The sequence below is a fragment of the Thermodesulfovibrio sp. TK500a genome (genome assembly GCF_055381765.1).
Genome location: NZ_AP041606.1, coordinates 1362772 through 1377924 on the forward strand (window position 1 = coordinate 1362772; position 15153 = coordinate 1377924).

Sequence of the window (15153 nt, forward strand, 5' to 3'; positions counted from 1 at the left end):
TTATAGATATTTTACAATCAGAATTCGAAGAATTACTATAGATATGATTATAAATATTGTAGTGCCTCTTGGAAAAATCTTTCTCGCAATTCTGTATATTGGTTCTGTAACTTTAACAAAGAGTGCATATATTGGATTATTCGGGTCTTTTGTGAAGAAAGAGAGAATGGCTCGTCCTATGACGAGCCACATGATAAATGAGAGAGTGTAGTTGAGAAATATTTTAGTCGTCATTCCTCAACTCCACCTTTAATGGCACCTTTAGGATATCTTATACTGTCAACGAATTCCTGAAGTTCCTTGGAAGGTGCTGGTGTAATTCTTGATATTATGAGTGCTACAACTATATTGGCTGGAAAACCGAAAATACCAGCTGCTATTGTTTTAATGCCAAACCAGTCAACACCGTAAAATCTGCTTCCAATTATATAATATGCAGTGACAAGCAGACCAACAATCATTCCTGAAACAGCTCCAGCTTTGTTCATTCTTTTATCCCATATACCGAGCACTACTGCTGGGAAAAACGTAGCAGCGGCTAAAGAGAAAGCCCATGCAACAAGTTCAACTATTATTGCAAGTTTGAAGCTTGCCACATACGCACCAATTGCAGCTACAACGAGAAGAAGAGCCTTTCCTATTTTAACTCTCGTAGATGGTGATATGTTGGGGTTAATGATTTTGTAGTAAAGGTCGTGAGAGATGGCATTAGACATTGTTATCAGAAGACCGTCTGCTGTTGAGAGAGCTGCTGCAAGACCACCTGCTGCTATCAATCCTGCTACCACATAGGGAAGTCCTGCAATTTCTGGTGTGGCCAACACAACAGCATCGGCTCTTATGATAATCTCTGAAAACTGTATTATACCGTCACCATTCATGTCCTTTATAGATATTAAACCAACGGCAGCCCATTTTGAAACCCATGCTGGCAAAGCTGTAAATGCCTGACCTACAATATTTGTAAGAACTTCACTCCTGGCAAATGCAGCATAGGCCGGTGCTGTAAAATATAGTAAAAAGATGAAGAAAAGAGCCCAGGCAGCAGAACTTCTGGCTTCACGAACAGTTGGAGTTGTGTAAAATCTCATAAGCACATGAGGAAGTCCTGCAGTTCCAACCATCAAACAAAATGTGAGAGCGAGAAAGTTAACAATTCCTTTCGTGTCTGCAGGTGGAGCAACATAGGATTTCGGAGGTTTTGACATGGCTTGAGCCTCTTTCATTGCAGCAGTCCATTTCTCCTTTGCTTCATCGGCTGTTTTTGGATAATCCTTTAGGGTTTTTTCTATTTTTGCTCTTTCAGGATCTCCTGCTTGAGTATTTTTCAATTTATCCTCAAGCTCTGCTTTGCCTTTCTGCCAGCTTTCAGGTAAACCTTTTATTTTTGCACTGAGTTCATCGGCTTTCTTCTTCCATTCCTGTCTGACCTCTATCTCCTTTATATCATTTACAAGGGCTTTTTGTTTCGTCTCAATTACCTGCAAAGCCTGCCCATACATTAATTGTGGAATGGGAACTCCTGTCTGTTTGTAAGATATGGCTACTACGGGTATCATATAAGCAACTATTAGGATTATGTATTGGGCGACCTGAGTCCAAGTTACCGCCCTCATTCCTCCAAGAAAAGAGCAAACCAATATTCCAGATAATCCTAAAAATACTCCTGCCTCGAATGGTATGCCCACAAATCTACTTGTTATTATTCCTACGCCTGTTATCTGGGCGACAAGATAGGCAAAGGATACAATAAGCGCAGAAAGAATGCCTATCATTCTTGGCAGTTTCCCGCCATATCTTTCTTCAAGAAAGTCTGGGATAGTAAACTGTCCGAACTTTCTCAAGTAAGGAGCGACCATTACTGCAAGAAGAACATAGCCACCTGTCCATCCCATTATGAAGGCCAGACCATCATAGCCTTGAAGATATAGAGCACCAGCCATTCCAATGAAAGAGGCTGCACTCATCCAGTCTGATGCTGTTGCCATACCATTGAAAACAGCAGGAACTTTTCTTCCTGCCACGTAATACTCGGCAACTACCGATGTTCTTGATAAAACTCCAATTGCTGCATAAACACCAATTGTTCCAAATAAGAAAGCATATCCTATATATTTTTGGGAAAGACCAAGACTTTCTCCAATCCACAGACTTACAACGAAAAGAACAAAAACACCCGTATAAACACCGTAAATTTGCCTAAGTTTTTTGGACCATGCATTCATCGCATTATTTGCCATTTTAGTCCTCCTGTAAACCATATTTTTGGTCTAATTGATTCATCTTCATTGAGTAGTAGTAATTGAGAACGACGAAAGTGACGATTGAACCTTGCGCTCCCATATAGTAACCAAGAGGGAATCCGATTATTGAAATATTGTTTAGTGCTGAGGCAAATACTGCAGCCACATAAGAGACTATAAACCAAATTAACATAATTAGATACATGAGGGCTTTGTTTTCTCGCCAGTAACTCTCAATGATTTCTTTTGTAACCATAAGGCACCTCCTTAGTATTGATAGTTTTTTTCGTAATGACCCGACATGTATCCGGATACATGGGGTCTGCCAATTTTTCTGATAAAATCGAACCATTTTTGGCTTAAACCCTGAAAAAGTGCTATTTCCCTCTGAAATATTTGGGCTGTAATGAAGGCATCATACAGAGAGTCGTGAATAACTTCAACCTTTATCTTGAAGACTTCAGCTATATCATTAAGGGATTTAGCTCCTCTGAACTTTTTTGGTATCAAACCCCTGTCTATCAACCAGTTGAAGACTATGTAGGTATCAATTGCCTCGGGATTAAAATTTAAATTAAGCAAACGCTTTATCTCTTTTCTTAAAAATTTTAAATCTATATCAATAAAGTGTCCTACGACTGTTCTATTTTTTAGAAAAGATAAAAACTCCCTTAGGACTAAGGTTATTTCAGGACATTTTTCTATTTCTGAAGATGTAAGAGAGTGTATTAAAACAGTCTCATTTTTCGGATTACATTGAGGATTAAGTATTCTGTAAAAAAGGTCTCCTATCATTATGCTTCTGTCTCTCATTAAAATTGCTCCAATTGAGATTATGCTGTCCTCTTTTTCGTTTAAGCCTGTCAATTCCGTATCCATAATGACAAACTCTCTGTTGTTAATCAATTCAGAGCTTATTTTCTTTTTTTTGAAAAATTTAAACATGCCCATTTCTAAATCAAACTATGTGCCACAAATGAATTTTATGAAACTATTGGAGTTTCGATTTTGTTAAAAATAAAAGTTGTTACATTAAGTAAAGTTTTACGAAAAAAAGTAACATTTTCTCTCCTTTCTAATCTGTGATTTAGCTTTTAAAAACTGTTATAATATGCCTATGCTTAAAGCAATAATGTGGGAAAAAGAAGGTGTTTATATTCTTGACCAGCGACAGCTTCCTGAAAAAGTTGCATATATAAAATGTAAAAACTATGAGGATGTTGCTGAGGCAATTGAAAATTTATCAATCAGAGGAGCACCTGCCATAGGTATAGCTGCTGCAATGGCAGTGGCTTTGGCTGTTCGGAAAATAAATGCCAAATCACCCCAAAGCCTTTTTGATAAGCTTGAACCTGTTTTTGACAGAATTCTTAATACGAGACCGACGGCAGTCAATATTAGATGGGCTATAGATAGGCTGAAAATGCTCATTAATAAAAATCAGCATCTGAAAGTAGATGAACTTAAGGAACTTATAATAAAAGAAGCTATTAAAATTCATGAAGAAGACGTAGAGATTAACAGGAGAATTGGTGAGCATGCTCTGCCACTTTTCAAGGAAAAGTGCACTGTTATGACTTACTGTAATGCTGGCTCTCTTGCAACAGGAGGATACGGAACAGCTACTGCACCGATGTATCTTGCAAAACAAAAGGGTATCAATTTTCGAGTTTTTGCCTGCGAGACAAGACCAGTGCTTCAAGGTGCGAGAATAACTTCTTTTGAACTCATGCAAGCAGGAATTGATGTGACCTTAATTCCAGACAACACTGCTGGCGTTTTGCTTAAGAAGGGAATTATTGACTTCGTAATCGTTGGAACAGACAGAACTGTGAGAAATGGAGACGTGGCTAACAAAATAGGCACTTATTCGCTCGCTGTTTTATGCAAGGAAAATAAAGTTCCTTTTTATGTGGCAGCGCCTACTTCAAGTATTGACCTAACAATTCAATCAGGAGATGATATTCCTATAGAAGAGAGAACTCCTGAGGAAGTTATAAAAATAAAAAATGTAAAAATTGCGCCTGATGGTGTTAAGGCATTGAATTTAGCCTTTGACGTGACTCCTGCAAAATACATCTCTGCCATTATCACTGAAAAAGGCGTATTTTTGCCCAAGCACATAAAATACATAAATGACTCTAAGAAACTGGAAGAACTGAGGCAGAATCTGTGAATTTTAGTGAAGTATTCAGAGAATATGAAGACGAACTAAAGGAAGTAGAGAAAGAGCTCTACAATATTTTTCAATCTGAAGCAGCTTTAATTCCAACAATAGGCTCATACATAATAAATTCAGGCGGAAAAAGATTAAGGCCCCTTTTCTTGCTTTTAAGTTCAGACCTCGCAGGATACAGAGGATACAAACGGGTTATTCTTGCTGCTGTAGTTGAAGCTCTACACACAGCAAGCCTTCTTCACGATGATGTTGTTGACGAAGCTGAACTAAGAAGAGGTAAGAAGGCTGCGAATAAAATATGGGGTAACAATATTGTTGTGCTTCTGGGAGATTATCTTTACGCAAAAGCTCTACACATAAGTGTTGCCCAGGAAAGCCTTCCAATTATGGAGGCTTTGTCAAAGGCTACATCCCAGATGGCCGAAGGAGAAATACTTCAGCTTATGAAAGCAGGAGACCCAACTATTACCTTTGAAGACTATATCAAAATAATAACAGGTAAGACTGCTGGCCTTATTACAGCAGCCTGTAGAATCGCCGGTCTTCTCGCAGAGCTCTCCTATGACCGTCTTCAGGCCTTAACTGATTTTGGGCACAATATCGGAATAGCTTTCCAGATGATAGATGATATTCTTGACTACGTAGCCGAAGAAAGCGAACTTGGTAAGAAATTAGGAAAAGACCTTATGGAGGGGAAGATAACTCTTCCTTTGATTGAACTTCTTAAAAAAGCAAAGGAGAGAGAGGAAATTATTGAGCTGATTAAACAGGAATTCTTTACAGAGGAGAGCCTTTCAAAGATTTTGAATTATTTGCAAAAATACAATTGCATAGAGTCGTCTATGAAAATAGCAAGGGAGTATATCGAGACAGCTAAAGGCTCTCTTTCACTTTTTCCGCCTTCTCCTTATAAAGATACAATGTTCAGAATAGCGGACTACATACTTGAGAGGAACAGATAAGATGCCACTAATTCTTGTAACCAATGACGATGGTTTTTTCTCGAGAGGAATTCAAACCCTTGCGGAAGCATTAAAAGAATTAGGAGATGTATTCATAGTTGCACCTGACAGAGACCGCTCAGCTGTAAGCCATGCCCTTACAATGCACAGACCTCTTAGGGTTGATTTAATTCGTGAAGGATGTTACAGTGTGAACGGAACACCTACAGATTGCGTTGTCGTTGGAGTTAAAAAACTACTGCCTCGTGAGCCAGACCTTTTGGTTTCAGGAATAAACAAGGGTGCTAATTTAGGCGAAGATGTAACCTATTCAGGGACTGTATCTGCAGCGATTGAGGGAACAATTCTTGGAGTTCCGTCTTTTGCTATTTCTCTTGTTGGAGAAAGACCATTCAAGTATGAAACGGCCTGCCATTTTGCCATAGCAATTTCAAAGTTTATCATTGAAAAAGGACTTCCCCAAGATACCCTTTTGAACGTAAATGTTCCAAACAAAGGCTTGAAAGAAATAGCAGGAGTTAAGGTAACTAAACAGGGTAAACGTTCCTATGAAAATTCAATTCACGAAATCTATTCGCCTTGGGGAGAAAAACAGTACTGGATAGGTGGTGGCGTTGTATCATGGCAAAAAATGGAAAACACCGATATTCAGGCAGTAATGGAAGGTTATGTCTCTGTAACTCCTCTTCATATTGACTTAACCAATCATCAAGCCTTAGATTATCTCAAAAAGAATGAGATTGAAAAAAGAATATGATTTAATTATAGTAGGAGCAGGTCCCGCAGGAATCTTTACTGCTTTAGAGCTTTTAAAAAAATCCTCTCTTCATATTCTCATCGTTGAAAAGGGTAAGAGCATAGAAAAAAGAATGTGTCCAATGACAACGGGGAAAAAATGTTTGAACTGCCCTACTTGTGATATTATTAGCGGTTGGGGAGGAGCAGGTGCTTTCAGTGATGGAAAGTTAAATTTGTCTCCAGATATTGGAGGTTTTTTAGGAAAGTATGTTGAAAGAGGAAAACTTTTAGAGCTTATAGACTATGTAGATAGAGTTTATCTTGAGTTTGGAGCTCCCAATAAGCTTTTTGAGCCTGACAGAGAGAGGGTTGAGAAGATAAAAAATGGCCACTAAAAATGGACTTCTTTTTGTTCCTTCAAGGATTAGACATATCGGCACGGAGAGATGCTTTGAAGTTCTAAAAGCAATAAAGGAGAGACTTCAGAAAAATGTTGATTTATTATTTAATAAATCAGCCAAAGGAATAGTTATTGAGAAAGGAAAGGTAAGGGGAGTTGAGCTTAATGATAATACAAAGGTCTACGCAAGATATGTCGTTTTAGCTCCTGGTAGAGGAGGAAGCAGATGGCTTAGTGAAGAGGCAAGAAGGCTGAAACTTTCAACAGAACTAAATCCTGTTGATATAGGTGTAAGAGTTGAAGTATCTGCGAGTATATGCGAGGAACTGACCAATATTTTATATGAACCTAAATTTATCTATTATTCAAAAACCTTTGATGATACTGTTAGAACTTTTTGTGTAAATCCCTTCGGTGAAGTTGTCAGAGAAAACATAAACGGCATCTGGACTGTCAATGGCCATAGTTATGCTAATAGAAGAACTGACAACACAAATTTTGCAATTCTTTCAAGCACATATTTTACAGAGCCCTTCAAAGAGCCTATTCTTTACGGACAGAGCATTGCAAGGCTTGCAAACTTTCTCGGGCAGGGTGTTTTAATTCAAAGACTTGGCGACCTAAGGAAAGGAAGAAGGTCAACGGAAGAGAGAATTATGCGCAATCCTGTTCAGCCTACATTAAAAGACGCAACGCCAGGGGATTTAAGCTTTGTTCTTCCCTATCGCTATTTATTAAATATTATTGAAATGCTTGAAGCCCTTGATAAACTTATGCCTGGCATAAACTCTCCTCAGACACTTCTTTATGGTGTGGAGGTGAAACTTTATAGTATGAGGCTTAAATTGAATAACTACTTAGAGACTGAGATAGAAAATCTGTTTGCTGCCGGAGACGGGGCAGGTATTTCAAGGGGGTTGATACAGGCTTCAGCATCTGGTATTCTTGTAGCAAGGGAGATACTAAATCGTCATGGATAGATATAAAAAACTAAGAGATTGGATGGTAGAAAATCAGATAGTTGAGAGGGGTATAAAGGATAAAAGGGTTATTGAGGCTATGAAAAAAGTTCCGAGAGATTTGTTTGTTCCAGAAGAAATAAGAGATGATGCCTATGATGATAGAGCCTTACCAATTGGTTACGGTCAGACAATTTCTCAGCCTTATATCGTAGCTTTAATGACCGAACTTCTTGAATTGAAGGGCGATGAAAAAGTGCTTGAAATTGGGACTGGTTCAGGATATCAGGCAGCGGTGTTAGCGGAGATTGTCAGAGAGGTGCATACAATAGAGAGAATTCCTGAACTTGCTGGATATGCAAGGAAACGGTTTGATAAATTGGGATATAGGAATATCAAGGTATATGTTAAAGACGGGACAGAAGGCTTACCCGAAGAAGCTCCCTTTGATAGAATTATAATCACCGCTGCAACTCCTGAAGTGCCTGAACCTTTGATTACTCAACTTAAAGAAGGCGGAATTTTAGTTGCGCCTGTAGGAGAGAGATATTCTCAATATATGCTCAAGGCAGAAAAAAAGGAGGGTAGACTATATAAACATTACCTTATACCTGTAGCCTTTGTTCCGCTGATTGGAAAGTATGGATGGAAAGAAGAAAAATAAAGTTGACAGACATATAAAAAATTTTTTATATTTAGTTTGTGCATAACTTAATAAAAATATTCCATGCTCTGTCCGATGAAACAAGACTAAAAATTCTAAAGCTCCTCAGCAAAGCTGAACTCTGTGTTTGTGAAATCGTAGCAGCTCTAAACATGGTTCAGCCTAAAGTATCTTTTCATCTTGGCGTTCTCAAAGAGGCTGATTTGGTAAAGATAAGAAAAGAAGGCAAATGGGTTATTTACAGTCTTAATGATTCTGATTTATTTAGGAGATTTTTGATTTTTTCTGTTCTTGAGAAGATATCAGATGAAGACATAAAGGAAGAAATTCGGAGATTATCTGTATTTAAAGAGAGTAGTGACCCTCGTTTTCTTAGTATTAAAAGAGAGGAGAAAAATGAAGGAGAGATATAAGCTTGGCTTAATCTTGTTGATTTTTTTAATTTTCTATTTCTTACCCATTGAAAATCAGAGATTTACAAATGCTATTTTTGAGGCATTGGCCTTAACAAAATGGTATGCCCAGGAACACGTGCTTCTTTGTCTTATTCCGGCATTTTTTATTGCCGGCGCAATCGCTGTTTTTGTAAATAAAGCCTCTGTTATGAAGTACTTTGGAGCTCGGGCAAATAAGATACTTTCCTATGGAGTTGCTTCTGTCTCTGGCTCAATCCTTGCTGTGTGTTCATGCACGATACTTCCCCTTTTCATGAGCATTTATCAAAGAGGGGCAGGGCTCGGACCAGCAATTGCTTTTCTTTATTCAGGACCTGCCATTAATGTGCTTGCTATAATTTTAACTGCAAGAGTTCTCGGATGGGAGCTTGGAGTTGCAAGGGCATTTGGAGCAGTGTTATTCAGTGTAGTTATAGGACTCTTAATGCATCTGATTTTTCTCAAAGAGGAAAGAATGAGACGGGACGCGGATGATTTTGATATAGCAGGAGTTAAGTCTAAGCCCCTCTATCAAACAGTTCTCCATGTTTCGTTTATGGTGGCCTTTCTTGTTTTTGCCAACTGGGGAAAACCATCTGAGGGTTCTTTATCTCTGTGGTGGAGCATTTACAGTATTAAATGGATTCTTGCGATATTGTTTTTCACCCTCACCCTGCTTGCAAGTATAAGATGGTTTAACAAAGATGAACTTAATCAATGGACGTATCAGACCTGGTATTATGCCTATCTGATTGTGCCTTTACTCTTTATAGGAGTTTTAGTTGCTGGATTTTTCTTTGGACGAGTTGGCTATGAAGGAATAGTTCCTTCAGAATGGGTTTATTCAATTGTCGGCGGCAATTCATTGCAAGCTAACTTTATTGCAAGTGTAGTTGGCGCCTTTATGTATTTTGCTACCCTTACAGAAGTTCCCATAATTCAAGGGCTTCTCGGTGCAGGAATGGGTAAGGGACCTGCCCTTGCTCTCTTGCTTGCAGGACCTGCCCTGAGTCTGCCAAGCATGCTTGTAATTATGAGAACAATAGGAGTAAAGAAAACGGCTGTCTATGTGTGCCTCGTTGTTATAATGGCAACTGTTTCGGGCATGATATTTGGTTCTGTTGTTGATTGATGCTTTGTTGACAGATTTGTAAACTTTTTGTAATATAAATTTATGAATACAGAGGTAATCTCAATCAGAGTAGATAAAAAGACAAAAGAAAAAATGAAAGAGTTGAAAATTAACTGGAGTGAATTCATCAAAGAAGCAATCAGAGAGAAAATAAAGCAGGAAGAAAGAAAAAAATTATTAGAAAGGTCATTGCAAATTTTAGAGAAAACTGCCTCATCTCCTAAAAACACGGCAGCTTCAATGATTAGAAATGACAGAGATTCCCGATAGATTAGTCTTAGATGCAAGTGTTTTAGCAGCCTTTTTCATAAAAGAAGAAAATCATGAAAAAATCAAAGAACAGTTGGTAGCAGTAAAAAAACTTTTTGCACCGTCTCTGTGGAGATTTGAAGTATCAAATGTTCTGTGGAAGAAAAAGGAGATATCAGACGAATTAGCCATTGAGATTGTTAAGGTGATTTGGGAATTGGACGTCAATGACATAGAGCCAAATTTGTATATAAAAGAAGCTTTCAGAATTAGTAGAGAGCATAACATTACCTTCTATGACTCATCATACATTGCAATGGCTAAAACACTCGGAGTTGCTCTGTGGAGTTTTGACAGACTTCAGAGGGAAATTAGTGAGAAGGAAGGAGTTAGACTTTTTCAGATTTAGCGTATATTATATACTCAATATTCCCCTTCTGACCTTTGATTGGAGACTCGACTACTCCGACTACTCTGAGAGATAAACTTTCAAAAAAATCTTTTATGTTCTCTACAGCTTTTGCTCTTTTCTCCTCTGACCTTACAATTCCGCCCTTTTCAACCTCGCCTTTGCCAACTTCAAATTGAGGCTTAATTAGTGCAACTATCTCTCCTTGGGGCTTTAAAAATTCTAAGACCTTTGGTATTACAAGCTTGAGAGATATGAAAGATACATCAACTGTAGCAATATCAACTGGCTCAGGAATTTTATCCCTTTCCATATATCTAATATTTGTTCTCTCAATAGTTATAACTCTTGGGTCTGTTCGCAGTTTCCAGGCAAGCTGTCCATAGCCTACATCTATGGCATAAACTCTTTTTGCACCGTGCTGGAGCAGACAATCTGTAAATCCACCTGTGCTTGCACCAATGTCTATTGCTACTTTGTCTTTTATATCAATTGAGAAGTGCTTTATAGCATGCTCAAGTTTTAGTCCACCACGGCTTACATAAGGAAGTGTTTCTCCACAAAGTTTTATTTCAGAGCTTTCATCAACCATGCTTCCTGGTTTTTCAACTTTATTACCGTTAACAAGGACTTTCCCCTCAATTATCAATGCTCGGGCTTTTTCTCGGGTTTCGGTAATGCCTTTTTTAAAGAGAAGCTGGTCTAAACGAATTTTCATTGAGTTGGTTTTATTCGAGTTTTTTAAGTATCTTTTTGAAAAGTTTTTTAATAGGTTTTTTAAAGAGCTTTTTAATCAGCTTCTTTATCACCTTAACTTGACCTCTTGATTATGTACCTTGCGATTTCTCTTAAAGGTTCTGCTTTCTCTCCGAAGTCTCTCAAGAGTTCAATTGCAATATCCACCAATTCCTTTGCCTTTCTTCTTGACTCTTCAATGCCAAACACACTCGGATAGGTCATCTTTCCCCTTTCAATATCTGAACCTTTAGGTTTCCCCATTTCTTCAGTTGTTCCCTCTATGTCAAGAATATCATCGACAATCTGAAAGGCAAGCCCAATAGACTCTCCATACTTTGCAAGTTTGTAGACCCTTTCTTCAGTTGTCTCGGCAAGAAGTGCTCCTGCCTTAACTGATGCCCGAATCAGTGCTGCAGTTTTATGAAGATGAATAAACTCTACTGTTTCTCTGTCAGGCTCTTTTCCCTCTGATATGAGGTCTAATGCCTGTCCAGCAACCATTCCCCTTAACCCTGCAGCATGTGATACTTCATAAATCACCTTGAGGAGGGTTTGTGGACTAATGTTTGCATAGGTCGTGTTTGATAGAATTGTAAATGCTTCAGTTAAAAGCCCATCTCCTGCAAGGATTGCTATTGCCTCACCGAATACTTTGTGATTTGTAGGTTTTCCCCTTCTAAGGTCATCATTATCCATTGCTGGAAGGTCATCGTGAATAAGGGAATAGGTGTGAATAAACTCTAATGCAGTAGCATAGGGAACTATGTTTTCCTTTCCTCCACAAACCTCATAGGCAGCAATGCAAAGGATTGGTCTTAGTCTCTTTCCTCCGGCGGTCAAAGAGTAGAGAACTGAATCGTGAAGAATAGAAGGATTGACTGGAGGGTTGAAGTAATTACTTATAAAGTCATCAATCAGCTTGCGTTTTTCATTGACAAATTGTTTTAGGTCAAATTTCATAACTGGGATTCCAATCTATTTAATTACTCCCACTCAATTGTTCCCGGTGGTTTTGAGGTAATGTCATAGACCACTCTGTTTACACCCTTTACTTCATTAATAATACGATTGGAAAGTCTCTCAAGAAGTTCATAGGGAAGTCTTACCCAATCTGCAGTCATTCCATCTACACTATGGACTGCCCGAATCGCAATCACATGTTCATAGGTTCTCTCATCTCCCATCACTCCAACTGTTCTTATAGGAAGCAATACTGCAAAGGACTGCCAAAGTTTTCTATACCAGCCAGACTGTTTAATCTCATCAAGGACAATCCTGTCTGCCTGCCTTAGAATATCAAGCCTTTCTCTGGTTACCTCTCCTACGCACCTAATTGCAAGACCTGGGCCAGGGAATGGGTGGCGATAGAGAATCTCCTCAGGGATACCCAGTTCCTTTCCGAGCTCTCTTACTTCATCTTTGAAAAGCTCTCTCAGAGGCTCAATGAGTTTGAGCTTCATTCTCTTGAGGAGTCCACCTACATTGTGGTGGCTCTTTATTGTTGCTGAAGGACCTTTAAAGGATACACTCTCAATAACGTCCGGATATAAGGTGCCTTGGGCAAGAAATTTTACTCCCTCAATTTTCTTTGCCTCTTCCTCAAATATTTTTATGAATTCTCCACCGATAATCTTTCTCTTTCTCTCAGGGTCCTTTATTCCTTTAAGTCTTCTTAGGAATCTCTCCGATGCATCTATGACTCGGAGATTTATGTGAAAATTATTTCTTAGCATATCCTCAACTTTTTCTCTTTCTCCTGCCCTTAGGAGTCCATTGTCAACAAAAATACAGGTTAGAGCATCTCCTATTGCCCTGTGAACTAAAACTGCTGTAACAGTAGAATCTACTCCACCACTTAAAGCACAGACTACCTTGTAGTTGCCAACTTTTTTTCTTATCTCCTCGGTCTCCCTTTCAACGAAAGAGTGCATGTTCCAAGAAGGGGAGCAGTCGCATATTTTGAAGACAAAGTTTTTAAGAATTTTCTTTCCCTCTTCAGTGTGTACAACTTCGGGATGAAACTGTAAGGCATAGATTTTTCTGTTTCTGTCTGCCATTGCAGCATAGGGAGAGTTCTCTGTATGGGCAAGCCTTATGAAACCTTTGGGCATCCTGTCAATCTTGTCTGCATGGCTCATCCATACAGTGCTTTCATTTTTAACGTTTGCAAAGAGGTCTTCAAAATCATCTATCTGAATCACTGCCTTACCGTACTCCCTTCTTTCAGCTCGGGAGACAGTGCCACCGAGTAAATAAGTAATCAGCTGCATGCCGTAGCAAATTCCAAGAATTGGAATGCCAAGAGTGAATATTTCTTTATCAATTTTAGGAGCATCCTTTTCATAGACACTGGCTGGTCCACCAGAGAGAATTATTCCCTTCGGCGCTCTCTTTTTTATTTCAGAAAAAGGGGCAGTGCATGGAATAATCTCTGAGTAAACTTTAAGTTCCCTCACCCTTCTTGCTATAAGTTGCGTATACTGGGAGCCAAAATCTATTACAAGTATCTCTTCCATCTTAATCCTCAACCCAGTAATTAGGTGACTCTCTTGTTATTGTTACATCATGGACATGGCTTTCTCTTAATCCTGCATTAGTGATTTTTATAAATTTAGCCTTTGCTCTTAGTTCCTCAAGGGTTCTACAGCCACAGTATCCCATGCCCGATTTAAGTCCACCTACAAGTTGATGGACACTTTTAGCAAGTGGTCCTCTGTAGGGTACTCTTCCCTCAACTCCCTCTGGCACAAGTTTGTCAGGTGAAAGCATCTCCTGACGATATCTGTCCCTTGCGCCAGACTGCATTGCTCCAATGGAGCCCATTCCTCTGTAAGTTTTGTAACTACGACCCTGATAAAGTATAATCTCGCCGGGTGCTTCATCAGTCCCTGCAAAGAGGCTTCCAATCATAACACAGTGTGCACCAGCTGCTAAGGCTTTTGTAATATCTCCAGAGTACTTTATGCCTCCATCAGCAATAAGGGGAATATTATACTTTGAAGTAACGGAATAGCAGTTCATGATTGCCGTAAGTTGAGGAACACCTGCTCCTGCAACAATTCGGGTTGTGCATATTGAACCAGGACCTATTCCTACTTTAACTGCATCAGCACCTGCCTGAATTAACTCTTCAGCAGCTTCAGGAGTGGCAATGTTACCAGCAACAATATCTATATCAAATCTTCTCTTAAGCTCTTTTAAGGTCTCAATGACTCCTTTGCTGTGTCCGTGGGCAGTGTCAATTACAATAGCATCTACACCTGCTTTAACTAAAAGCTCTGCCCTGTAAATTGCAGGCTCACCAACTCCTACAGCAGCTGCAACTCTGAGTCTTCCAAGATGGTCTTTGCAGGCATTGGGATATTTTTTTCTCTTTTCAATGTCTTTTATCGTAATTAGTCCTCTGAGATTAAAGTCGTTATCCACTATTGGCAATTTCTCAATTTTGTAAGTATGTAAAATCTCCTGAGCTTCTTCGAGAGTTATTCCCACAGGAGCGGTAATAAGTTTTTCCCTGGTCATTACCTCTTCGACTTTTCTCGTAAAATCTCTTTCAAACTTTAGGTCTCTGTTTGTGATAATGCCCACGAGCTTTCCATTTACAGTTACCGGAACACCAGAAATTCTGTATCTTTCCATTAAAGCCAGTGCTTCTGAAAGAGGAGCTTCTGGAGATATTGTTATTGGGTCAACAATCATTCCACTTTCTGATTTTTTTACTTTATCAATCTCCAAAGCCTGTCTTTCTGGAGGCATGTTTCTGTGAATTACTCCAATCCCTCCTTCCCTTGCTATTGCAATTGCAAGATTTGCGTCTGTTACTGTATCCATAGCTGCAGATACAATTGGGATGTTTAATTTAATGTTAGGAGTAAAATATGTGGTTACATCAACTTCTGCAGGCACTATGTCAGATTTTGCAGGTATCAGCAGAACATCATCAAAAGTTAATCCCAATGGAATTTCAAACTCTTTCATTTGCTAACTCCTTAAAATTTATTTCAAAGGCTCTTTTGTTCCAACTCTATCTGTCTTTCGATGTATGG

At 38.9% G+C, this 15153-nt stretch carries 16 protein-coding genes and 1 pseudogene; 9 read left to right on the forward strand and 8 right to left on the reverse strand.

All coding sequences use genetic code 11. From position 1 onward, the window contains the following. The 4 genes from ACZ430_RS07170 to ACZ430_RS07185 are packed head-to-tail and all read right to left on the reverse strand — an operon-like array spanning position 1 to position 3188. The gene (locus ACZ430_RS07170; RefSeq protein WP_464910470.1) at positions 1 to 234 is read right to left on the reverse strand and encodes a YggT family protein; all 234 of its coding nucleotides are present in this window, start codon (positions 232 to 234) and stop codon (positions 1 to 3) included. Next, entirely contained in the window at positions 231 to 2240 is a 2010-nt protein-coding gene (locus tag ACZ430_RS07175) for a sodium:solute symporter family protein (protein ID WP_464910471.1), read from the reverse strand. The genes ACZ430_RS07170 and ACZ430_RS07175 overlap by 4 nt, the downstream gene beginning before the upstream one ends. A gap of 1 nt (position 2241) precedes the next feature. After that, positions 2242 to 2499, reverse strand: a complete 258-nt coding sequence (locus ACZ430_RS07180) for a DUF4212 domain-containing protein (protein WP_464910472.1) — start codon at positions 2497 to 2499, stop codon at positions 2242 to 2244. Between the two features lie 11 nt (positions 2500 to 2510). Beyond that, on the reverse strand, positions 2511 to 3188 hold the full coding sequence (locus ACZ430_RS07185; RefSeq protein ID WP_464910473.1) for a 3'-5' exonuclease: 678 nt from the start codon (positions 3186 to 3188) through the stop codon (positions 2511 to 2513). 166 nt (positions 3189 to 3354) lie between these two features. Here ACZ430_RS07185 and mtnA point away from each other — a divergent pair, with 166 nt between their 5' ends. From mtnA to ACZ430_RS07230, 9 genes and pseudogenes are all read left to right on the forward strand, one after another. After that, positions 3355 to 4419, forward strand: a complete 1065-nt coding sequence (gene mtnA / locus ACZ430_RS07190; protein WP_464910474.1) for an S-methyl-5-thioribose-1-phosphate isomerase — start codon at positions 3355 to 3357, stop codon at positions 4417 to 4419. Then, complete coding sequence (locus ACZ430_RS07195; protein ID WP_464910475.1) at positions 4416 to 5384, forward strand: polyprenyl synthetase family protein; 969 nt, start codon at positions 4416 to 4418, stop codon at positions 5382 to 5384. The genes mtnA and ACZ430_RS07195 overlap by 4 nt, the downstream gene beginning before the upstream one ends. Position 5385: 1 nt before the next feature. Continuing rightward, positions 5386 to 6141 carry a 5'/3'-nucleotidase SurE gene (gene surE, locus ACZ430_RS07200; RefSeq protein ID WP_339943998.1) on the forward strand — a complete coding sequence of 252 codons (756 nt, stop codon included), beginning with the start codon at positions 5386 to 5388 and terminating at the stop codon, positions 6139 to 6141. Further along, positions 6119 to 7502 (forward strand): annotated as a pseudogene (locus tag ACZ430_RS07205) (NAD(P)/FAD-dependent oxidoreductase). Before surE ends, ACZ430_RS07205 begins: the two are co-directional and overlap by 23 nt. Continuing rightward, positions 7495 to 8145 (forward strand): protein-L-isoaspartate(D-aspartate) O-methyltransferase, encoded by a 651-nt coding sequence (locus tag ACZ430_RS07210; protein WP_339944002.1) that lies wholly within the window; start codon positions 7495 to 7497, stop codon positions 8143 to 8145. Before ACZ430_RS07205 ends, ACZ430_RS07210 begins: the two are co-directional and overlap by 8 nt. A 38-nt stretch (positions 8146 to 8183) precedes the next feature. Then, positions 8184 to 8558, forward strand: a complete 375-nt coding sequence (locus ACZ430_RS07215; protein ID WP_339944004.1) for an ArsR/SmtB family transcription factor — start codon at positions 8184 to 8186, stop codon at positions 8556 to 8558. Beyond that, positions 8542 to 9711 carry a permease gene (locus ACZ430_RS07220; RefSeq protein WP_464910476.1) on the forward strand — a complete coding sequence of 390 codons (1170 nt, stop codon included), beginning with the start codon at positions 8542 to 8544 and terminating at the stop codon, positions 9709 to 9711. The genes ACZ430_RS07215 and ACZ430_RS07220 overlap by 17 nt, the downstream gene beginning before the upstream one ends. 42 nt (positions 9712 to 9753) lie before the next feature. Further along, complete coding sequence (gene vapB, locus ACZ430_RS07225; protein WP_297209443.1) at positions 9754 to 9981, forward strand: type II toxin-antitoxin system VapB family antitoxin; 228 nt, start codon at positions 9754 to 9756, stop codon at positions 9979 to 9981. Next, positions 9962 to 10369 (forward strand): type II toxin-antitoxin system VapC family toxin, encoded by a 408-nt coding sequence (locus ACZ430_RS07230; protein WP_297209441.1) that lies wholly within the window; start codon positions 9962 to 9964, stop codon positions 10367 to 10369. Before vapB ends, ACZ430_RS07230 begins: the two co-directional genes overlap by 20 nt. On the opposite strand, the gene ACZ430_RS07235 is transcribed toward ACZ430_RS07230, so the two are convergent. From ACZ430_RS07235 to guaB, 4 genes are all read right to left on the reverse strand, one after another. Continuing rightward, positions 10350 to 11087: a TlyA family RNA methyltransferase gene (locus tag ACZ430_RS07235; RefSeq protein ID WP_297209438.1), complete on the reverse strand. Its 738-nt coding sequence runs from the start codon at positions 11085 to 11087 to the stop codon at positions 10350 to 10352. The genes ACZ430_RS07230 and ACZ430_RS07235 overlap by 20 nt on opposite strands. A 92-nt stretch (positions 11088 to 11179) precedes the next feature. Continuing rightward, complete coding sequence (locus ACZ430_RS07240; RefSeq protein ID WP_297209435.1) at positions 11180 to 12067, reverse strand: polyprenyl synthetase family protein; 888 nt, start codon at positions 12065 to 12067, stop codon at positions 11180 to 11182. Positions 12068 to 12090: 23 nt separating this feature from the next. After that, a complete protein-coding gene (gene guaA, locus ACZ430_RS07245) occupies positions 12091 to 13623 on the reverse strand; it encodes a glutamine-hydrolyzing GMP synthase (RefSeq protein ID WP_464910477.1) in 1533 nt (510 codons plus the stop codon). 1 nt (position 13624) lies between these two features. Continuing rightward, positions 13625 to 15085 (reverse strand): IMP dehydrogenase, encoded by a 1461-nt coding sequence (guaB, locus tag ACZ430_RS07250; RefSeq protein ID WP_464910478.1) that lies wholly within the window; start codon positions 15083 to 15085, stop codon positions 13625 to 13627. Positions 15086 to 15153 lie beyond the last annotated feature (68 nt).